The organism is Micromonospora zhanjiangensis, from assembly GCF_042650605.1.
Lineage (GTDB): Bacteria > Actinomycetota > Actinomycetes > Mycobacteriales > Micromonosporaceae > Micromonospora_J > Micromonospora_J zhanjiangensis.
Genome location: NZ_JBHSBN010000015.1, coordinates 63,376 through 80,731, shown reverse-complemented (window position 1 = coordinate 80,731; position 17,356 = coordinate 63,376). Strand labels below are relative to the sequence as shown.

The 17,356-nt window shown below is 70.1% G+C and carries 22 protein-coding genes and 2 tRNA genes; 14 read left to right on the top strand and 10 right to left on the bottom strand.

Going from position 1 to position 17,356, the window contains the following annotated elements; all coding sequences use genetic code 11:
* Nucleotides 1-3 precede the first annotated feature (3 nt).
* Nucleotides 4-1,155 (top strand): RNA-guided endonuclease InsQ/TnpB family protein, encoded by a 1,152-nt coding sequence (locus ACFOX0_RS20860; protein WP_377548536.1) that lies wholly within the window; start codon nt 4-6, stop codon nt 1,153-1,155.
* A gap of 175 nt (nt 1,156-1,330) precedes the next feature.
* Here the strand turns inward: ACFOX0_RS20860 and ACFOX0_RS20855 are convergent, their stop codons facing one another.
* The gene (locus ACFOX0_RS20855; protein ID WP_377548533.1) at nt 1,331-1,708 is read right to left on the bottom strand and encodes a hypothetical protein; all 378 of its coding nucleotides are present in this window, start codon (nt 1,706-1,708) and stop codon (nt 1,331-1,333) included.
* A 329-nt stretch (nt 1,709-2,037) separates the two neighbouring features.
* Here ACFOX0_RS20855 and ACFOX0_RS20850 point away from each other — a divergent pair.
* The 3 genes from ACFOX0_RS20850 to ACFOX0_RS20840 all read left to right on the top strand — a co-directional run bounded on the left by ACFOX0_RS20850 (nt 2,038) and on the right by ACFOX0_RS20840 (nt 5,795).
* Nucleotides 2,038-2,110 (top strand) — tRNA-Asn (locus ACFOX0_RS20850).
* 159 nt (nt 2,111-2,269) lie between these two features.
* A complete protein-coding gene (locus ACFOX0_RS20845; RefSeq protein WP_377548531.1) occupies nt 2,270-4,522 on the top strand; it encodes an MMPL family transporter in 2,253 nt (750 codons plus the stop codon).
* Nucleotides 4,497-5,795, top strand: a complete 1,299-nt coding sequence (locus tag ACFOX0_RS20840) for an NAD(P)/FAD-dependent oxidoreductase (RefSeq protein WP_377548528.1) — start codon at nt 4,497-4,499, stop codon at nt 5,793-5,795. Before ACFOX0_RS20845 ends, ACFOX0_RS20840 begins: the two co-directional genes overlap by 26 nt.
* Here the strand turns inward: ACFOX0_RS20840 and ACFOX0_RS20835 are convergent.
* Both ACFOX0_RS20835 and ACFOX0_RS20830 read right to left on the bottom strand, forming a co-directional pair.
* A complete protein-coding gene (locus ACFOX0_RS20835; RefSeq protein ID WP_377548526.1) occupies nt 5,776-6,678 on the bottom strand; it encodes a TIGR02452 family protein in 903 nt (300 codons plus the stop codon). The two genes, ACFOX0_RS20840 and ACFOX0_RS20835, sit on opposite strands and share 20 nt — an antisense overlap.
* A 74-nt stretch (nt 6,679-6,752) precedes the next feature.
* Nucleotides 6,753-7,310 carry a TetR/AcrR family transcriptional regulator gene (locus ACFOX0_RS20830; RefSeq protein WP_377548524.1) on the bottom strand — a complete coding sequence of 186 codons (558 nt, stop codon included), beginning with the start codon at nt 7,308-7,310 and terminating at the stop codon, nt 6,753-6,755.
* Nucleotides 7,311-7,415: 105 nt separating this feature from the next.
* On the opposite strand from ACFOX0_RS20830, the gene ACFOX0_RS20825 reads away from it, so the two are divergent.
* Together ACFOX0_RS20825 and ACFOX0_RS20820 are read left to right on the top strand one after the other, a co-directional pair.
* The gene (locus ACFOX0_RS20825) at nt 7,416-7,877 is read left to right on the top strand and encodes a nuclear transport factor 2 family protein (RefSeq protein ID WP_377548522.1); all 462 of its coding nucleotides are present in this window, start codon (nt 7,416-7,418) and stop codon (nt 7,875-7,877) included.
* A gap of 43 nt (nt 7,878-7,920) precedes the next feature.
* Nucleotides 7,921-7,997: transfer RNA gene (locus ACFOX0_RS20820), tRNA-Ile, on the top strand.
* A 68-nt stretch (nt 7,998-8,065) separates the two neighbouring features.
* Here the strand turns inward: ACFOX0_RS20820 and ACFOX0_RS20815 are convergent.
* Together ACFOX0_RS20815 and ACFOX0_RS20810 are read right to left on the bottom strand one after the other, a co-directional pair.
* Nucleotides 8,066-8,587: a VOC family protein gene (locus tag ACFOX0_RS20815; protein ID WP_377548520.1), complete on the bottom strand. Its 522-nt coding sequence runs from the start codon at nt 8,585-8,587 to the stop codon at nt 8,066-8,068.
* A gap of 30 nt (nt 8,588-8,617) precedes the next feature.
* Nucleotides 8,618-9,526: a LysR family transcriptional regulator gene (locus ACFOX0_RS20810; protein ID WP_377548518.1), complete on the bottom strand. Its 909-nt coding sequence runs from the start codon at nt 9,524-9,526 to the stop codon at nt 8,618-8,620.
* A gap of 262 nt (nt 9,527-9,788) precedes the next feature.
* Between ACFOX0_RS20810 and ACFOX0_RS20805 the strand changes: the two genes are divergently transcribed.
* Together ACFOX0_RS20805 and ACFOX0_RS20800 are read left to right on the top strand one after the other, a co-directional pair.
* A complete protein-coding gene (locus ACFOX0_RS20805) occupies nt 9,789-10,256 on the top strand; it encodes a GNAT family N-acetyltransferase (RefSeq protein ID WP_377548515.1) in 468 nt (155 codons plus the stop codon).
* A gap of 44 nt (nt 10,257-10,300) precedes the next feature.
* Entirely contained in the window at nt 10,301-10,465 is a 165-nt protein-coding gene (locus ACFOX0_RS20800; protein WP_377548765.1) for a hypothetical protein, read from the top strand.
* Nucleotides 10,466-10,502: 37 nt separating this feature from the next.
* Here ACFOX0_RS20800 and ACFOX0_RS20795 read toward each other — a convergent pair whose 3' ends face one another.
* On the bottom strand, nt 10,503-11,984 hold the full coding sequence (locus ACFOX0_RS20795) for an FAD-dependent oxidoreductase (protein ID WP_377548513.1): 1,482 nt from the start codon (nt 11,982-11,984) through the stop codon (nt 10,503-10,505).
* Between the two features lie 34 nt (nt 11,985-12,018).
* Between ACFOX0_RS20795 and ACFOX0_RS20790 the strand changes: the two genes are divergently transcribed.
* The gene (locus tag ACFOX0_RS20790) at nt 12,019-12,756 is read left to right on the top strand and encodes a TetR/AcrR family transcriptional regulator (RefSeq protein WP_377548511.1); all 738 of its coding nucleotides are present in this window, start codon (nt 12,019-12,021) and stop codon (nt 12,754-12,756) included.
* A gap of 67 nt (nt 12,757-12,823) precedes the next feature.
* Here the strand turns inward: ACFOX0_RS20790 and ACFOX0_RS20785 are convergent, their stop codons facing one another.
* From ACFOX0_RS20785 to ACFOX0_RS20770, 4 genes are all read right to left on the bottom strand, one after another.
* Nucleotides 12,824-13,222, bottom strand: a complete 399-nt coding sequence (locus tag ACFOX0_RS20785; protein WP_377548509.1) for a type II toxin-antitoxin system VapC family toxin — start codon at nt 13,220-13,222, stop codon at nt 12,824-12,826.
* Nucleotides 13,207-13,464 (bottom strand): type II toxin-antitoxin system Phd/YefM family antitoxin, encoded by a 258-nt coding sequence (locus ACFOX0_RS20780; protein ID WP_377548507.1) that lies wholly within the window; start codon nt 13,462-13,464, stop codon nt 13,207-13,209. Before ACFOX0_RS20780 ends, ACFOX0_RS20785 begins: the two co-directional genes overlap by 16 nt.
* A 132-nt stretch (nt 13,465-13,596) precedes the next feature.
* Nucleotides 13,597-13,842, bottom strand: a complete 246-nt coding sequence (locus ACFOX0_RS20775; protein ID WP_377548734.1) for a FitA-like ribbon-helix-helix domain-containing protein — start codon at nt 13,840-13,842, stop codon at nt 13,597-13,599.
* Nucleotides 13,843-13,941: 99 nt separating this feature from the next.
* Nucleotides 13,942-14,190 (bottom strand): GntR family transcriptional regulator, encoded by a 249-nt coding sequence (locus ACFOX0_RS20770; RefSeq protein WP_377548505.1) that lies wholly within the window; start codon nt 14,188-14,190, stop codon nt 13,942-13,944.
* Between the two features lie 212 nt (nt 14,191-14,402).
* On the opposite strand from ACFOX0_RS20770, the gene ACFOX0_RS20765 reads away from it, so the two are divergent.
* From ACFOX0_RS20765 to ACFOX0_RS20745, 5 genes are all read left to right on the top strand, one after another.
* Entirely contained in the window at nt 14,403-14,687 is a 285-nt protein-coding gene (locus tag ACFOX0_RS20765; RefSeq protein WP_377548503.1) for a hypothetical protein, read from the top strand.
* A gap of 321 nt (nt 14,688-15,008) precedes the next feature.
* Entirely contained in the window at nt 15,009-15,368 is a 360-nt protein-coding gene (locus ACFOX0_RS20760; RefSeq protein WP_377548501.1) for a PadR family transcriptional regulator, read from the top strand.
* Between the two features lie 2 nt (nt 15,369-15,370).
* Nucleotides 15,371-15,751, top strand: coding sequence for a DUF1048 domain-containing protein (locus ACFOX0_RS20755; protein WP_377548498.1), 381 nt, complete (start codon nt 15,371-15,373; stop codon nt 15,749-15,751).
* The gene (locus ACFOX0_RS20750; protein ID WP_377548495.1) at nt 15,748-16,551 is read left to right on the top strand and encodes an ABC transporter ATP-binding protein; all 804 of its coding nucleotides are present in this window, start codon (nt 15,748-15,750) and stop codon (nt 16,549-16,551) included. The genes ACFOX0_RS20755 and ACFOX0_RS20750 overlap by 4 nt, the downstream gene beginning before the upstream one ends.
* Nucleotides 16,548-17,312: an ABC transporter permease gene (locus tag ACFOX0_RS20745; RefSeq protein WP_377548493.1), complete on the top strand. Its 765-nt coding sequence runs from the start codon at nt 16,548-16,550 to the stop codon at nt 17,310-17,312. Before ACFOX0_RS20750 ends, ACFOX0_RS20745 begins: the two co-directional genes overlap by 4 nt.
* Nucleotides 17,313-17,356 lie beyond the last annotated feature (44 nt).

The following is a 17,356-nucleotide window of genomic DNA, read 5'->3' as shown; positions in this document are numbered from 1 at the left end:
GGTGTGAAGTTGGTGGTGCAGGTGAAGCTTCTGCCGACGCCGGGGCAGGCGGCGGCGTTGGAGTCCACCCTGCGGGCCTGTAACACCGCCGCGTGTGAGGTTGCCGTGACGGCCCGACAGGTCGGCTGTTACCGCAACTACGACCTGCGTAAGCACGTCTACCAGGGCATCAAGGTCGGGTATCGGCTGGGTGCGCAGGCTGCCCAGCATGTGATCAAGAAGGTGTGCGACGCGTACGCGACCCTCAACGCGAATCTACGGACCGGCCGGTACGGCCAGCCGGGCAGCAGACGCCGCCGCAGGGTGGAGGCCAACCCGGTCGGCTTCCGCTGGGACGCCGCGCAACCCTATGACGCGCGGATGCTGTCCTGGCAGCACGACGCCCGGACCGTGTCGATCTGGACGGTCGACGGACGCCTCAAAGGTGTCCCTTTCACCGGGTCACCCGATCAGGTCAAAGCCGTCGCCGGCCTGCCGGTCGGCGAGTGCGACCTGGTGCACCGGGACGGCATGTGGTTCCTGTACGCCACCGTCGAGGTCGCCGTGCCGGAGTTGATCTGCCCGGACGGGTTCCTCGGTGTGGACATGGGCATCGTCAACATCGCCTACGACTCCGACGGCACCGGATACGCCTGCGGACGACTCAACGGCTACCGGCGCCGCCAGCAACGCCTACGCCGCCGACTACAGGCCAAGGGCACCCAGTCAGCCCGACGGCTACTCGCTCGCCGGCGGCGTAAGGAAGCGCGGCATGCCGCGCACGTCAACCACGTCATTGCCAAGACCATCGTGACCGAGGCTGCACGCACCGGACGCGGCATCGCCGTCGAAGATTTGACGGGGATCCGTGACCGGGTCCGGCTCCGAAAGCCCCAACGGGTCACCCTCTCCTCATGGTCGTTCCACCAGCTCGGCAGCTTCCTGGCCTACAAGGCCCGCCGCGCCGGCATACCCCTGGTCCAGGTGGACCCGCGGTACACCTCCCAGACCTGCAACCGGTGCGGACACCGCGACAGGCGCAACCGTCCCGATCAGGAAACCTTCATCTGTCGGTCGTGCGGGGTCGTTGCCCACGCCGACCACAACGCAGCCCTCAACATCGCTTCGCGCGGCGTCGAGCGCTGGGGCGCAGTCAACCGACCACACGTGGCCTGACCTCGCAGCCAGCAGGGGAAGAGACCCACAAGCCCGCACCATTCATGGGCGGGTAGTTGACCAGCGGGGACTGACCCGACCCAGAGAACCGGCCGCCAGCTGGCGGCCGGTTCTCTTTCCTTCGCCCCGGTAAAGACCTGAGAGATGCTTCGCGGGGTACGTCCGTCGGGGCGGCTCAGAAGCTCGTGCTGTTGGTCCCGGTCCCGGTGCCGGTGGTCTTGCTCCGGCTGGTCGAGGTGCCGGTGGTGCCGCTGGTCGAGCCGACCGAGGTGCCCGCCATCGCGTCGTCCGCGGCGGTCAGCTCGGTGGTGCGGGTGCCGGTGCCGGAGGTGCTCAGCTTCTCGCCCAGCTTGGTCTGGCTGAGCCGGTCCTTGCCCTCGGCGACGAGCCGGTTGGCCTGGGCCTGGGCGACGCCGGCCGCCTCCTGCACCGTCGGGTGGTCGAGGACCTTACGGCCCTTGACGACCAGCTCCTCGTACTTCTCGCGGCCGGCACGGGCGCCCAGGACGAACCCCGCAGCCAGCCCGCCGACGAACCAAAGCTTTCCGCGCATGGCGGCTCCTTTCGTTCCTGACGCGCGGTTGCCCACCGGATCCGTTTCCGGCGGTCAACCCGAACCGCGCCTGCTGTCGTCTGCGCTGACTTAACTACCCAGCCACCTTCGCGGTCATGCCTGTTCGGGACGTGAATGCCAGTTCACCCGAATCTCCGCAGGTCAGCGTCGCTGAGTCCGGCGTCACAAGCGGCCCGCCCGGGGCCGGGGCGGGGCGGCGCGCCGGCCGTACCGGTGGGGTGGGAAACCCGGTGGCGCGCCGTCCCGGATCGTCCTGTACTCTTATCGCGTCGCACGGCACGGGAGAGATCCGGTGCCGACCCACGCGATCCCCCGTAGCTCAATTGGCAGAGCAGCCGGCTGTTAACCGGCAGGTTTTTGGTTCGAGTCCAAACGGGGGAGCTTTTCCACCAATCTCGCCCGCCGGTCCACGCCGGCGGGCATCGTCGTATCCGGACCCGGTTCCGTGGTGGACCGGGCGCCTCGTGCTGCGTACCGACCAGTAGCTCCCCTACACGGCCAGGTGCGTCGGTTGGTGCGTCGATTTCAGGGGTGGGTGAGATGGCCGGAATGCGGAACCGGACCGGGTTGCTGATCGCGGTCGCGGTTGTCCTCGGTTGGCTGGTGATCGGTGGGGTGTCCGGGCCCTACTCCGGCAAGCTCGGCCAGGTCGCCACCAACGACAACGCGTCCTTCCTGCCCTCGGACGCCGAGGCGACCAAGGCGCAAACCCTGGCCAAGGGCTTCGTCGAGCAGCCGACCACCCCGGCCCTGGTGGTCTACGAGCGAACGAGCGGCATCACCGAGGCCGACAAGCAGAAGGCTGCCGCGGACGCCGTGAAGTTCGGCCAGATCCCCGGGGTCGTCTCGCCGCTGCCGCCGCCGGTGCCCAGCGCGGACAACCAGGCACTCCAGCTCATCGTGCCGATCTCGGACGCCGAGGGCGACCAGATCCGTGCCGTGGTCGACAAGATCCGGACGGACGCCCAGGCCGACGCCGGTGGGCTCACCGTGCACGTCGCCGGCCCGGCCGGGCTGCTCGCCGACCTGGTCGAGGTGTTCTCCTCCATCGACGGCCCGCTGCTGCTGGTGACCCTGTTCGTGGTGCTGGTGATCCTGCTCATCGTCTACCGCAGCCCGGTGTTGTGGATCATCCCGCTGCTGGCGGCCGGCATGTCGTACTCGCTGGCCGCGCTGGCCGTCTACTTCATGGCCGACTCCGGGATCATCCAGCTCAACGGGCAGGCCCAGGGCATCCTCACCGTGCTGGTCTTCGGTGCCGGCACCGACTACGCGCTGCTGATGATCGCTCGCTACCGGGAGGAGTTGCACCACCACATCCGCCCGGTCGACGCGATGAGGGCCGCCTGGCGGGGCGCGGTACCGGCGATCCTCGCCTCCGGCAGCACGGTCATCGCGGGCCTGCTCTGCCTGCTGCTGTCCAGCCTCAACTCCAACCGGGCCCTCGGTCCGGTCTCCGCGCTCGGCATCGGCGCGACGCTTGTCGTCATGCTCACCTTCCTGCCGGCGCTGCTGGTGCTCGGTGGTCGGTGGGCGTTCTGGCCGAAGGTGCCGCGCGACGACGACGCCGAGGCGATCGGCCGGCTGTGGCACCCGACCGCCCGGTTCGTCGGCCGGCACTCCCGGCTGGTCTGGGCGCTCACCACGCTCGGCCTGCTCGCCCTCGCCCTGGGCCTGACCCAGCAGGGCGAGAGCAAGCTCGCCCAGACCGAGCTGTTCATCCAGCGGACCGACTCGGTTGCCGGCCAGGGCGTGATCACCAAGCACTACCCGGGCGGGCAGGGCAGCCCGGCGAACATCTTCGTCACCGCCGGCGCGGCGCAACAGGTGACGGCCGCGGTCAAGGGCATCCAGGGCGTCGCCGACGTCAAGCCGCTGACCGCCGCCGGCCCCGGCGGCGCCGCCCCCGGCGGCCAGCAGCCGGGTGGGTCGCAGCCGGGTGGGTCGTCGCCCGGTGGCCAGCAGCCGGGTGGCCAGCAGCCGGGTGGCCAGCAGCCGGGTGGCCAGCAGCCGGGTGGTCAGGACGGCACGCCGTTGCCGCCCAAGGTGGTCGACGGCCGGGTCCAGTTGCAGGCCACCCTCACCGACCCGGCCGACAGCTCGGCGGCCGAGGAAACCGTACGGAAGATCCGCGAGGTCACCCACGCCGTCCCCGGCGCGAACGCGGTGGTCGGCGGGTTCAGCGCGATCGACCTGGACACCGCCGACGCGTCCACCCGGGACCGCAACGTCATCATCCCGGTGGTGCTGGCCGTGATCCTGGTGATCCTGGCCCTGCTGCTGCGCTCCCTGCTTGCCCCGATCCTGCTGGTCCTGACCGTGGTGCTGTCCTTCCTGGCCACCCTGGGGCTGTGCTTCATCCTGTTCCGGCACGGCTTCGGCTACCCCGGCAGCGACGCGTCGTTCCCGCTGTTCGCGTTCGTCTTCCTGGTCGCGCTGGGGATCGACTACAACATCTTCCTGATGAGTCGAGTCCGCGAGGAGTCGCTGAAACGGGGCACCCGGTCCGGGGTGCTGCGCGGGCTGGTGGTCACCGGCGGCGTGATCACCTCGGCCGGCGTGGTGCTCGCCGCGACCTTCTCGGCCCTGACCATACTGCCGTTGGTGGTGCTCGTCGAACTCGGCGTCGCGGTCGCGGTCGGCGTACTGCTGGACACCATCGTGGTGCGGACGCTGCTGGTGCCGGCGTTGGCCTTCGACCTCGGCCGGAAGATCTGGTGGCCCAGCGCGCTGTCCCGCACCGACAAGAACCTGGACGGGGAGTCCCGTGACCGGGCCACGCACGAGCAATGACCAGGACGTCGTCATCGTCGGCGGTGGGCTGGCCGGGGTCGCCGCAGCCCGACGGCTGCACCGGGCCGGGATCCCGTGGCGGCTGGTCGAGGCCGCCGACCGGCTCGGCGGTCGGGTGGCCACCGACGTCGTCGACGGCTACCGCCTGGACCGTGGCTTCCAGGTGCTCAACACCGCCTATCCCCGGCTCGGCACGCTGCTCGACCTGGCCACGCTGAACCTCGGCTTCTTCACCTCCGGGGTGCTGGTCCGCCGGGGCGAACACCTGCACCGGCTGGCCAACCCCCTCCGCGAGCCGGTCACCGCCGGGCGCACGGCGCTGGCCGGCGTGGGCAGCCTCGCCGACCGGCTCCGGTTCGCCGCGCTGGCCACCCGGTACGCCACCGCGTCGCCGGCCCGGCTGCTGGCCGAACCGGAGGTCGACGCCGAACGCGCGCTGCGCCGGGCCGGCCTGTCCGACGCGTTCGTCGAGGAGTTGCTCCGGCCGTTCCTGTCCGGCGTCCTCGCCGAACGGGAACTGGCCACCTCCAGCCACGTCCTCGCGATGATCCTGCGCTCGTTCGCCCGCGGCCGGATCGGCCTGCCGGCCGACGGCATGGCGGCGCTGCCCCGGGCGATCGCCGCCCCGCTGCCGACCTCCCTGATCGACCTGGGCACCCGGGTCACCGCCGTCGCACCCGGACTGGTCCGCACCACCGGCGGCGAACTGCGCTGCCGGGCGGTCCTGGTGGCGGTCGACCCGCCCACCGCGATCAGGCTGCTGCCCGCGCTGGATCCGGTCCGGACGCATTCGCTGACCACCTACTACCACTGCACCGCCGAGCCGCCGCTGGACGAGCCGATCCTGCTGCTCGACGGCGACCGCCGGGAACTGGTGGCGAACACCGTCGTGCCCAGCCGGGCCGCACCGACGTACGCGCCGGCCGGCCGGCACCTGGTGGCCACCTCCGTGGTCGGCGCCGCCGCCCAGCCCGAACCGTTGATCCGCGCCGAACTGGCCCGCCTCTACGGCCGGCCCACCGCCGACTGGAACCACCTGGAGACGGTGTCGATCCCGGACGCGCTGCCCGCCGCGCCACCGCCGCGCGGACGGCTGCGCCGGCCGGTCACCCTCGGCGACGGCCTGTACGTGGCCGGTGACCACCGGGACAGTCCGTCCATCCAGGGCGCCCTGGCCAGCGGCTGGCGCGCCGCCGGCGCGATCATCGCCGCGCTGCGCCGCCCTTCCGCCCAGCCGTGGCGCCCACGGACGGTCACCGGGCGGCGCCCGTGAAGACCTGCTCGAAGGCCCGCCGGGTGGGCGAGTCGGCGGCCCGGTCCCAGACCGCGAAGGTGACCCGGTCGAACCGGTCCACCTCGCGCAGCGCGTCGGCGAACGCGGCCGCCACGGTGGCCGGGTCGTTCCGGAACACCCCGCACCCCCAGGCGCCGAGCACCAGCCCGCGGTGCCCGTGCGCGGCGGCCACCGCGAGCACCCGTGCGGCCCGCCGCCGCAACACCGCCGGTACGTCCGCCGCCAGCTCCGGCCGGTTGTTCCGGATCGCGCCGAGGTTGGGCGCCGCCGCGGTCAGGAAACTCAACGGGTACGGCTCGATCAGCCGGGCCCGGTCGTCCCGGATCACCGGCACGTCGGGGGAGTAGATCACCCGGTCGCTGTAGCGCAGGTCGTCCTGTTGCCGGTGGAAGGCGTAGAACTCCTCGGCGCGCAGCAGGCAGGCGTACAGGGCGGAGGCGCGGGCGATGTCCTCCTCCTGGGCGCGGGCACCGCCGAGGAACCCGCCGCCCGGGTTCTTGGCGGAGGCGAAGACCAGGCACGCCGTACCCGGACCGAGCCGGCGCCCGGCGGCCAGGGTGGTCTCGTCGGTCACCTCGACCACGGCGGCGGCCGGGGTCTGCTCCCGCACCGACGCGGGTCCGGCGGCCGGCGGTCGCGCGTCGGTCGGCGCGGGTCCGGCGGCTGCTGGTCGCGGGTCGGTCGGGGCGGGTCCGGCGGCCGGGAGCGGGTCGTCGGGCAGGTACAGCCGGGTGCCGGCCAGCGCGCGGGCCACCGCGTCGCCGACCCGCACCGGCACGCCGTCGGCCGTCTGGTAGCCGCCGGCCTCGACCGCCGCCACGGTCCGCCGGGCGATCTCCCGCCGCGATCCCTTGCCGTCCACGCCCACGGAGGTTAGGGCCCACCGCGGTACGCGGCAACGCGATTCCCGCCAGCGGCGTGACCGGACACGGCCGGTCAGGCCCGGAGTCCGTCCAGCAGCACCGCCAGGGTGCGGGCCTGGACCGTCCGGTCCGGGGTGTGCTCGGCGGCCCGGGACATCCCGACCAGCAGGGCGAACAACTCGGGCAGGCCGATGTCCGTCCGGACCGCGCCGGCCCGCTGGGCCCGGTCCAGCAGCTCGCCGAGCGCGGACCGCAGTTCGGCCCGGACCGGTGCGATCGCGTCGCCGACGTCGATCCCGGCGGCGGCCAGCGCGTCGGTGTACGCGGTCTTGGTGGCCGCGGTCTCGACCATCCCGGTGAGGAATCCGAAGAACGCGCCGCCCGGATCGTCAGCGTCGCGCAGCGCCTGCGCGTCGGCGGCGATCCGGTGCAGCCGGGCGACCAGGACCGCCTCCAGCAGCGCCTCCTTGGTGGGGAAATGCCGGAAGACGGTGCCGATGCCGACCCCGGCAGCGCGAGCGATCTCCTCGGTCGAGGCGCCGGTGCCGCGCTCGGCGAAGACCTCGTCGGCCACCTCCAGCAGCCGGGCCCGGTTGCGCCGGGCGTCGGCCCGCATCGGTCGCCCGCTCATCTCCGTGCACCCGGGGTCTGGACAACCGGAGTGATCAGTCCGTATATTTTTAGCGGAGTCACGGCTCCGATTCTATTCGGCCCATCCGTCGACAAGGAGGCGGCCATGCCCGCGCCCAGCAGCCCCCGCGAGGTCTTCGAACGCCTCACCCATGGCATCGCCACCTGGAACCTCGCCCAACTTCCCGACCTGTACGCCGAGGACTGCCTGGTCGAGCACCCGTTCGCGCCGCCCGGCCCGGCCCGCCGGATCGAGGGCCGGGCGGCGATCCGCCGACACTTCGCCCAAGCCGCCGACGGTCCACTCCGGATGCGTCCCGGGGTGCTCGCGATCCACGAGACCACCGATCCCGAGGTGGTGATCGGCGAGGTCACCCAGCACTTCCGGATGCTCGACACCGGCCGGGAGTTCACCGCGGACGCGATTTTCGTACTCCGGGTCCGGGGCGGCCTGATCGTGACCTCCCGCGACTACGCCAACCACCTGAGCATCGCGCACCGGGCCGGTTGGCTGCCTCAGTTGATCGAGGCGCTGGACGCTGAATCCGGCGCGACGGGCCTGGCGTGAGCCGGATTCGAGGCGTCGGTAGGTTAGGCTTTCGCCCGGCAGGGGGGCGGTAGCTCAGCCGGTTAGAGCAGTCGACTCATAATCGATCGGTCACGGGTTCGAGTCCCGTCCGCCCCACCAACACCGCCTGGGCTCTTCTGCCTGGCTCCGGGTCGGTGGACGCAACCGCAGCCGAGCCGCCTTGATCATCAAGGCGTCGCCGCTACGGCCAGACCGTTCTCGGCAAGCCAGCGTGGATCCGCAGCCACCATCTGCAGCACTTCGACGAGAAGCCCGTCGGGACCCGCGACCTGGAACCGGCGCTGGCCCCAGGGCTCGGTCACCAGTGGCATGACCACCTCCAGACCCGCCGCACGCAACCGTTCGTACTCGGTGTCTACATCGGCGACCAGGAACGCCATCAGCGTGCCGACCACGGCCTTGCCCTGGGTCGCCCGCGGCCACGACTGGTGATCCCGCTGCACGAAGTCCAGGCTCACGGTCGGATGATCAGCATGCTGCGTGCTCGCGTACCAGCCCAGATCTATCCCGACCTTGAACCCGAAATGCTCGGCGAACCATGCCGCGCTCGCGGCCGGGTTCTCCGCCGCCACCGCCATTCCGATCAACGTGAACTGCATAACCGGTGCCTTTCTCTCACTGAGCTGTCGGAGGTCTTCAGCCTCGGGCAGGCGCCTGCCCGGATCAACGACGACCTCGACCAGGATCATTAAGCTCTGGTTAATGATCGAAGCGCGGAGCTACCCGACCTCAGGTCCGACAACTCCCGCGTTCACGGCCGTCTCTGCCAGCGCGTGAACGAGTTCAGTCTTCTGGGTCGTCGTCGACCAGACCATGGCGATCTCACCGAGCGGCGCGTCGATAAGCGGCAGGTACACGACGTCCCGCCGTGGATAGAAGCGTGCCATCTGTTCGACGACGAGGGCGACGCACTTGCCGGCGCCGCACAGTGCCAGGCCTGCCTGGATGGTGTCAACCTGAAGGGAGTACGTGATCGGTCGACCCGACGGAGTGTGTGGCGGCATGAAATGTTCGACCCAGTACCTGGGTGCCGACTCGCCCAGAGTCACCACTGTCTCGCCGATGAGATCCTCCAGTGACGCCGCGTCCTGGCCAGCCAACGGGTGGTTCGCGGGAACGGCCACCATCTGCCGCTCGCGCAGGATCACCGGTCCGACGGTGATGTCGGGTTCCCGTACCGGCAGGTGTGTCGCGACGACATCGACCCGGTCGTTCCGCAAGGGCTGTAGATGGTTGCCCACCTCGACCTCGAGCACGATCCGCGCGCTCGCCGCCGGATACGCCTGGGCGAACTGCTCGATGAGCGCGGACAGCCGATCTGCGGACGCCGGGCCGAGAAAGCCCAGCCGTAGCACACCGCGGACGCCGCGGCCCGCTGCCGTGGCTCGCTGTATGGCCGCCAGGATGCCGAGGTGATGCGGCGTCAGGTCGGTGTTCAACTGCCGGCCGAGATCGGTCAGGCGCACCGTCCGGCTGGTTCGGGCGAACAGGGGCGCACCGATCTGGCGTTCCAGCTTCTGGATGATCTGCGTGACACGCGCCGGCGTGATCCGAAGGCGTTGGGCGGTCCGGCCGAAGTGCAACTCCTCGGAGAGCGTCAGAAACGTTTCGATCTCTTGGCGTTCCATCGGCAGACGACCCCCTTCCAATCGTTCAAATCAGCTTAACGGCAGCTGACCGACGCTTGATCGTGTCGCAAAGCCACGTGCGCCGCGGTCGGCCCGTCGTGTCGGAACACGTACGGGGTGATGCCGGAGGTTGGCGGTCCGGCGGGATGGTCTGAGCTGCACGGGCGTGGCGTGGTGTGCCGCGAAACGTGGTGCCAAGCCCAGCGGCAGCGCCGCCGGAACCTCGTCGTCCCACGGATGAGCTGCGTCTAGGCTCAGTCACATGATCAATTCTGAGCTGCGTGACCGTGCCGGCCGGCACGTGACCCTGCGGCCGGTGGACGACGACAACTGGCGGGCCGTGGCGGACATCGTGCCCCGCGACGACCAGCGCGCCTGGGTGGCCGCTCTGGCCGCCCGCTACCTGCTGCTGACTATGCGATCGGACGTCTGGACGTCGCTGGCTGTGTACGCGGACGAGACGGTGGTCGGGCACGTCATGTGGGGCGTGGACGACGACGATTCCCGCTGGATCGGCGGCATGGTGATCGACGCGGCCGAGCAAGGCCGGGGCGTCGGCCGGGCTGCCGTGCGTACCCTCGCCGACTGGCTCGCCACCGCTGGCCACCCGATCCGCCTCAGCTACCACCCCGACAACACCCAGGCCGCCGCCCTCTACACCTCCATGGGCTTTCGCCCGACAGGCGCCAAGGAGGACGACGAGTTGATCGCCGAACTGACGCGCGCCTGACCACCCCACCACACTTGCCGGGCCGGTGCTATTAGGCCGCCGTCGTGTTCACCTCGCCGCCGGCCGTCCTGGGGTTCAGCAGACGGCTTGAGGCGCCGCAATGGGTCACAGATGTGCTTGTCGCGGGGACTCTGGCGACTGGTGACTACATCCCCTGCGTCAGCGACCTCGATCTGGTCGCCTTCGTCGACGTCGACGTCGATGCCTGACGGCGCGGCCGGGCCCCGGCCCGGCCGCGCCACGAGGTCACGACCGGTGCAGCAGTCCGTCGAGGACGTCGGTGAGCCGTTCCGCCGCCGAGGCGTCCGGCGCGGACCAGGCGACGATCCCGTCCGGGCGTACCAGCAGCGCGCCGCTGTCGACGCAGTAGTTCGCCACCTGTGCGGCCGGTAGGCCGGCTGCTCCGGCGGCGGCCAGCCAGGGGCCGCCGGAAGGGCCGGTGAGCAGGCCGAATCCCCGCCCGCAGATGTCCAGGGTGGAACGGCCGTCGGCCAGCCAGACGTGCGGCACCCTGGTCCCGGAGCGGCCGGCGAGCGAGAGGCGATCCATCGGCTGCGGACCGGCGCCGTCGTCGACGAGCGCACCCGAGGCGTAGCGGTAGCCGGTGACCAGGGCGAACGGGTGCGCCAGGCCGTCCTTCGGCTCGGCCATCTCCCGTAGACCACCGGTACGCGCCGCGGACTGCTCCGCGGCGTAGGTGCCGGCCGGGTGGCGCTCCTCGTGGTAGGTGTCGAGCAGGGCCGGACCGGCCTCGCCGCGCAGCACCATCGCCAGTTTCCAGGCCAGGTTGGCACCGTCCTGGATGCCGGTGTTGGCGCCCAGCGCGGCGAACGGCGGCATCACGTGCGCCGCGTCGCCGGCGAGGAACACCCGGCCGACGGAGAACCGGTCGGCCACCAGTACGGCCGGTCGCCACGCCTGGACGCTGCGGACGTGGATGTCGATGTCGTCCTTTCCGATTGCCGTGCGCAGAACCGTCGCCCAGCGCTCGGCCGGTGCGTCCGTCGGGAGGATCTCGCCGGTGTAGAAGAGCCAGCGGTGGTGGCCGTCGACGGACGCGAAGGCGCCAGGCGCCCCCGGCGTCTCGACCTGACACAGGTTGAACTCGCGGCCACGGGTCACGTCGCCCAGGTCGGCGTCGAAGTCGACGGTCACCGCGCGGCTCAACTCACCGGCGCCGCTGCGGGTGATGCCGAGCAGCTCCCGGACGGCGCTGCGGGCGCCGTCGGCCCCGATCACGTACGGCACGGTGAGCTCCTGCTCCCGCAGGCGTACGACGACCTCGTCGGCGCCCGGCGCGAGGCCGGTCACCTCGGTGTCGAAATCGACGGTGGCCCCCCGCTCGCGGGCCAGCCGGAGCAGCACCGGTTCGAGGGCGTCCTGAGCCACCAGGCAGGACTGCTCGGGGCTGAGCTCCAGCAGCTCCCGGAAGTCGATGTGCGGCGGGGCCGGCAGCGGCTCCGCGTCGACGAGCGTACGGCCGGCGCGCATGCCCTGGTGGTCGGCGAGCCCCTTGGCCGCCTCGGCGACCTCCTGGGCGATTCCCTGCGAGCGGAACACCTCCATGGTGCGGAAATTGAAGCGCCGGGCCTTCGGCTGGATCGACGTACCCGGGTGCCGCTCCACCACGCGCACGTCGATTCCCGTCTGCCGCAGCGCGATCGCCGTCGAGAGGCCGACAAGCCCGGCTCCGACGATCAACACCTCGGGTGTACGTCGTACATTCATGTGTACAACGTATACGGGATCGTACGATGTGGGAATGTCCGAGCCCACGCCCCTTGTCTGGGACCTGCCGGCGGAGCCGCGCGGCGCGCGCCTGCACCTGAGCCAGGCCGCCATCGCGGCGGCGGCGATCCGGGTGGCGGACGCGGACGGCGAACACGCCGTGACCATGCGCCGGGTCGCCAAGGAACTGGGCGCCGCCACGCCGATGTCGCTGTACCGCTACGTCGGCGGCAAGGACGGCATCATCGACCTCATGCTCGACCAGGTCTTCGGCGAGATCGGCCTGCCGAAGAAGCCCGCCGAGCACTGGCGGGAGTCGATGCACATCCTCGCCACCAGGTCTCGCGGGGCGCTGCGCCGCCATCCCTGGTTCACCGCCCTGGCGCACCAGCGGCCCCTGTTCGGGCCGAACGCCCTGGCGCACAACGAGTGGTCCCTGACCGCGCTCGCCGGGCTGGGCCTGCCCATCGGTACCGCGATGTCCGTCGTCACGATGGTGTTCGGCTACGCCGTCTCGTACGCGCAGAACGAGGCGGAGGAGGACCGCATGCGCAGCCGGATCGGGGTGCACACCGACGCCGAACTCCGGGCCACCGCCGCGCCGTACATCGAGCGGATCGTGAACGACGGGCGTTACCCGCTGCTCGCCCGCTGGATCAGCGAAGGCGCCGCGGCCCAGCCCGACGACCAGTTCCTCCTCGGCCTGGACTGCCTCCTCGACGGCATCCAGTCCCGCATTCTCAACGCCGGCCTGCCCCCGGGCGGAAACTAGACCGCAGGCGCCGGACTCATTCGTAGGTCCGTCCGAAGTCGGCGCCCTCCGCTCATGGTGTGATTGCTCAGGGGTGCGCTGTCAGGACGTTGGGCAGGTCGCCGAAGCGAGCTTTTGCGTCACGGCTGAGGATGATGCGCCCGGTCTCGGCCGCGTGGGCGGCGATGATCAGGTCGTGCGCGCCACGGGGGGTGCCTGCGCGTCGTGCGTGAGCGATGAGTCGGGCGTGGTGCGCGGCCGTTGCGTCGGTGTAGTCGAGAACGTCGACTGCGGAGACGATCGCAGCCAAGGCTCGGGCCCGGTCGGCCGCGTGGGCGACGGTGTCGGCCAGTTCGATGCCGACCCGGTATTCGGCGACGGTGACGGCGGCGATCGCCAGTTCGTCCTCGTCGAGCAGGGCGCGGTCGAGTGTGCCGCGTTCGTAGGCGATGAGGATGTTGGTGTCGAGGATCAGGCGTCGGCCCATGGGTCCGCCCGCTCGTTCGTCACGTACCGGAGGGCGTCGGCGAGGTCTGCTTCGAAGTGATCGTCAGGCGCGGGTACGTCGGCGAGTGCCGCTCGTAGGTCCCGACCGGTGCGGCGGTGGGCCGGGTGGATCTCGGCGATCGGGCGGTTGCCGCGGGTGACGACGACGCTCTCGCCGCGCTCGATGGCGTCGAGGAGATCGGAGAACCTCCGTGAGGCTTCCGTGGCCGAGATGGTTCGCATGGAGGCAGCATATCTGATAATCAGACCCTTCGTGCCTTGGTTATGCGAGGATAGTGATCCTGAGCGCGAAGTGGACCGCCCCGCGGCCCGGGGCGGTCATACCGCGCTTGCGGCGGGTGGCGAGAACGATCATCACTCGGGCAGGCGCGCCGCGCGGGGTGAGGTGGAACGGGCCGGCAGGTTCATTTCAACCCCACCGAGTCTGGTGAATCGATCGGTGAGCGCGCTGAACAGGTCGTTTCCCGGCGTGTCCTCGGCGACGGCGGCGGTGAGGATATCCCGGATCTCAGCCTCCATGGACCTGCCGTGTTGCGCGGCTCGGATGCGCAGCTTCTCCCGGACCGCGTCGTCAAGATCTCTGATGCTGAGGGCTTTCACCGCTTTCCTCCAGTCTGAGTCCGCCACCTGCGCGGCCGGTAGGCCGCCTGCTCTGGCGGCGGCCAGCCAGGGGCCGCCGGACGGGCCGGTGAGCGCGGGCTATCGCCCAGCCTGCGGCCGTTTGGAGACGACATACGTGCCGCGCCCCACGATGGTCACCACGAGCCCGCGTTCGCGGAGCAGCTGGATCGTCTTGCGGGCAGTGCCGCGCGCAATGCCGTATTCCTGCACGAGCTGATTCTCTGACGGGACCGGCCGGTCCGGCAGCAATTCTCCAGCCTCGATCCGGGCCGCAATGGCGTCGGCTACCTGTACGTACAAAGGCGTTGGGCCTTCATGGTCGATCACAGTTCTGACCATCTCACCGGCTGGGCGACCGAGGTCCTCAAAGGGGAACCATGGTGAACCATGTACAGGAGTGAGGAGTTGGCGGTAGTGTCGATCCCGGATGACCGGCGTGGCGGGGACCGCACCGTGTCGTGGATCAATGTCTCATTGGCCAGAAGCGCCTGTCCGGGTGGCTGGCAGCGAGCCTGCGGCTCAGCGGAAGGAGAACCACAGTGGGTGTCCAGGATCCACTTCACCAGATCGCCGAGCGGGTCGCCGACTGCATCGCCGACTCCGGCTACGCGTTCGTCGAACAGGACAACATCGACGAACTTGCCGTCGCGCTGAACTCATTCCTCACCGAAGCCGGCATCCAAACGCACCCACCCCAGGACGAGCCGCACGACCGAGACATGGTTCTCGCTCGCCCGGCTGGTGCCGACCTCCGCCGTCGTGGAGACGCTGCTAGTGACAGCCGGGGATCGAGTCCAGTCGTTCGCCGGGCGGGCACTGGCTGACCATTGACGAACCGCCCGGATCGGCGCGAACCGCAGCTCGGGTGGCGGGATCGTCACGGTCGATGACGGCGCGTCCGAGCGGTCGGCAAGGGCATGCACGAGGGTGCTCTTGCTGGCGGTGCGCGGACCATCCCCGTCCGCATCTGCAGGTTCTGGATTCCGCATCCTGCAGGCAGTTTCTTCCGCGATCTGCAACCGCTCCCCGGCGCTGTGACCAAGCTCTGCTGGCGGCAGGGTCGGTATTCAGTCTTGCTATCTACCGGTACCTAGCGTTACTGTCTACCGGTAGTCAGTGATGCTTGGTAGCGAGGGGACGGCGGCATGGGCAACCAGATGACGGAGATGCTGAAGGGAACTCTCGAAGGGATCGTCCTGGCGATCCTGGCCCGCAGATCCGCGTACGGCTACGAGATCACCGCGTGGCTGCGCGACCGCGGATTCTCGGACATCGCGGAAGGCACCATCTACGCCCTGCTCGTCCGCGTCGAACAGCGCGGGTTCGTGGACGTGGCGAAGGTTCCCTCGGAGAAGGGCCCCCCGCGGAAGGTGTATTCGCTCAACGCGAAGGGGCGGGAGCAACTCGCCGAGTTCTGGCGGACGTGGACCGTCCTCGCCGACCGCATCGAGCAACTCCACCACGACGACGACCAACAAGACGACAACCAACACCAAGGAGCATGAGCATGGCCGCGAAGTGGATCGAGACGCTCGTCGGATCGCTTGAGCAGAAGAAGCAGTACAAGCAGCACATGGCCCGGATCGAGGCCCTGCCCGAGCCCCATCGCGACGCGGCCAAGGCTCTCCAGCGGTACTTCATGTACCAGGGCGGGATCGTCGACGGCGACACGCTGGTCACGATGCTCGGCGACCTCGTCGACCTCTGGGAGCGCGCGGCCGCCGACGGAACGCCGGTCCGCGCGGTCGTCGGCGACGACCCGGTCGAGTTCGCCGAGACGTTCGTGCAGGCGTACTCCGGCAGGCAGTGGATAGACAAGGAACGCGGGCGCCTCCGGAAGGCGATCGACGCCGCCGCCGGCGACAACGGCGAGGGGAAGAGCGCATGACCACCGCGACACGCGAACCCGCGATCAGGGTACGGGGCGTCACCAAGTCCTACCGGGACCTGCACGTGCTGCGGGGCGTCGACTTCGACGTGGCGGCCGGGAGCATCTTCGCCCTGCTCGGCTCGAACGGCGCCGGAAAGACCACCCTGGTACGGATCCTGTCCACGTTGTTGAAGGCGAACAGCGGCACCGCGACCGTCCACGGCTTCGACGTGTCCTCGGCACCGGGCGACGTACGCCGGTCGATCAGCCTGACCGGCCAGTTCGCCGCGGTCGACGAGGTGCTCACCGGCCGGGAGAATCTGGTCCTGGTCGCGAAGCTCCGCCATCTGCGGAATCCGGGTGCGATCGCCGACGACATGCTCGCCCGTTTCTCGCTCACCGACGCCGGGAATCGCCGGGCGGGGACGTACTCGGGCGGCATGCGCCGGCGGCTGGACATCGCGATGAGCCTGGTCGGCAACCCGCCGGTGATATTCCTCGACGAGCCGACCACCGGCCTCGACCCGCAGGCCCGCGCCGAGGTCTGGCAGACGGTGCGGCAGCTCGCCGAGAACGGCACCACCATCCTGCTGACCACCCAGTACCTCGACGAGGCCGAGCAGCTCGCCGACCGGATCGCGATCCTGCACCGGGGCACGATCATCCAGAACGGCACCCTCGCCGAGCTGAAGCAACTCCTCCCGTCCGCCAAGGTCGAGTACGTCGAGAAGCAGCCGACCCTCGAGGACGTCTTCCTCGCCCTCGTCGGCGACACCGCCGACGAGGCCACCGTGTCCGCGGGAAAGGAAACCCGATGACAGTCCACGTGCTCAGCGACACCGGAACGCTCACCGGTCGCTCCCTGCGGCACATCCTCCGCAGCCCGGACACCATCATCACCACGGCGGTCACCCCGATCGCGCTGATGCTGATTTTCGTGTACGTGCTGGGCGGCGCCATCAACACCGGTTCCGGCGGGTCGTACATCAACTACCTGCTCCCGGGCATCCTGCTCATCACGATCGCATCCGGCATCGCCTACACGGCGTACCGCCTGTTCCTCGACATGCAGGGCGGCATCTTCGAGCGTTTCCAGTCGATGCCCATCCCACGACCCTCCGTGCTCTGGGCCCATGTCCTGACGTCACTGGTCGGCAACCTGGCCTCGCTCGCGATCGTCACCGGCGTCGCGCTGATCATGGGTTTCCGCACCGGCGCGTCCGTGGTCGACTGGCTCGCCGTCGCCGGCATCCTGATCCTGTTCACCCTCGCCCTCACCTGGATCGCCGTGATAGCCGGCCTGTCCGCCAAGACCGTCGACGGCGCGAGCGCCTTCAGCTACCCGCTGATCTTTCTGCCCTTCATCAGCTCGGCGTTCGTCCCCACCGACTCGATGCCCGGCCCGGTCGCCTGGTTCGCCGAGAACCAGCCGGTGACGTACATCGTGAACACCCTCCGCGCGCTGTTCGCGCAGCAACCCGTCGGCGACGACATCTGGATCGCCCTCGCCTGGTGCGCCGGCCTGCTCGTGGCCGCTTATGCCGCCGCGACAGCGATCTACCGCAAGAAGATCAGCTGACCGATCGCGGGAAGACGGCGCCGCATCCACCCGGATGCGGCGCC

Coding starts and splice junctions, on each gene's coding strand:
- ACFOX0_RS20745 (WP_377548493.1), top strand. CDS start 16,548: ATGACAGTCCACGTGCTCAGCGACACCGGAACGCTCACCGGTCGCTCC.
- ACFOX0_RS20805 (WP_377548515.1), top strand. CDS start 9,789: ATGATCAATTCTGAGCTGCGTGACCGTGCCGGCCGGCACGTGACCCTG.
- ACFOX0_RS20855 (WP_377548533.1), bottom strand. CDS start 1,708: ATGCGCGGAAAGCTTTGGTTCGTCGGCGGGCTGGCTGCGGGGTTCGTC.
- ACFOX0_RS20785 (WP_377548509.1), bottom strand. CDS start 13,222: ATGGGCCGACGCCTGATCCTCGACACCAACATCCTCATCGCCTACGAA.
- ACFOX0_RS20830 (WP_377548524.1), bottom strand. CDS start 7,310: ATGAGCGGGCGACCGATGCGGGCCGACGCCCGGCGCAACCGGGCCCGG.
- ACFOX0_RS20825 (WP_377548522.1), top strand. CDS start 7,416: ATGCCCGCGCCCAGCAGCCCCCGCGAGGTCTTCGAACGCCTCACCCAT.
- ACFOX0_RS20815 (WP_377548520.1), bottom strand. CDS start 8,587: ATGATCCTGGTCGAGGTCGTCGTTGATCCGGGCAGGCGCCTGCCCGAG.
- ACFOX0_RS20795 (WP_377548513.1), bottom strand. CDS start 11,984: ATGAATGTACGACGTACACCCGAGGTGTTGATCGTCGGAGCCGGGCTT.
- ACFOX0_RS20810 (WP_377548518.1), bottom strand. CDS start 9,526: ATGGAACGCCAAGAGATCGAAACGTTTCTGACGCTCTCCGAGGAGTTG.
- ACFOX0_RS20750 (WP_377548495.1), top strand. CDS start 15,748: ATGACCACCGCGACACGCGAACCCGCGATCAGGGTACGGGGCGTCACC.
- ACFOX0_RS20845 (WP_377548531.1), top strand. CDS start 2,270: ATGGCCGGAATGCGGAACCGGACCGGGTTGCTGATCGCGGTCGCGGTT.
- ACFOX0_RS20755 (WP_377548498.1), top strand. CDS start 15,371: ATGGCCGCGAAGTGGATCGAGACGCTCGTCGGATCGCTTGAGCAGAAG.
- ACFOX0_RS20790 (WP_377548511.1), top strand. CDS start 12,019: ATGTCCGAGCCCACGCCCCTTGTCTGGGACCTGCCGGCGGAGCCGCGC.
- ACFOX0_RS20780 (WP_377548507.1), bottom strand. CDS start 13,464: ATGCGAACCATCTCGGCCACGGAAGCCTCACGGAGGTTCTCCGATCTC.
- ACFOX0_RS20760 (WP_377548501.1), top strand. CDS start 15,009: ATGGGCAACCAGATGACGGAGATGCTGAAGGGAACTCTCGAAGGGATC.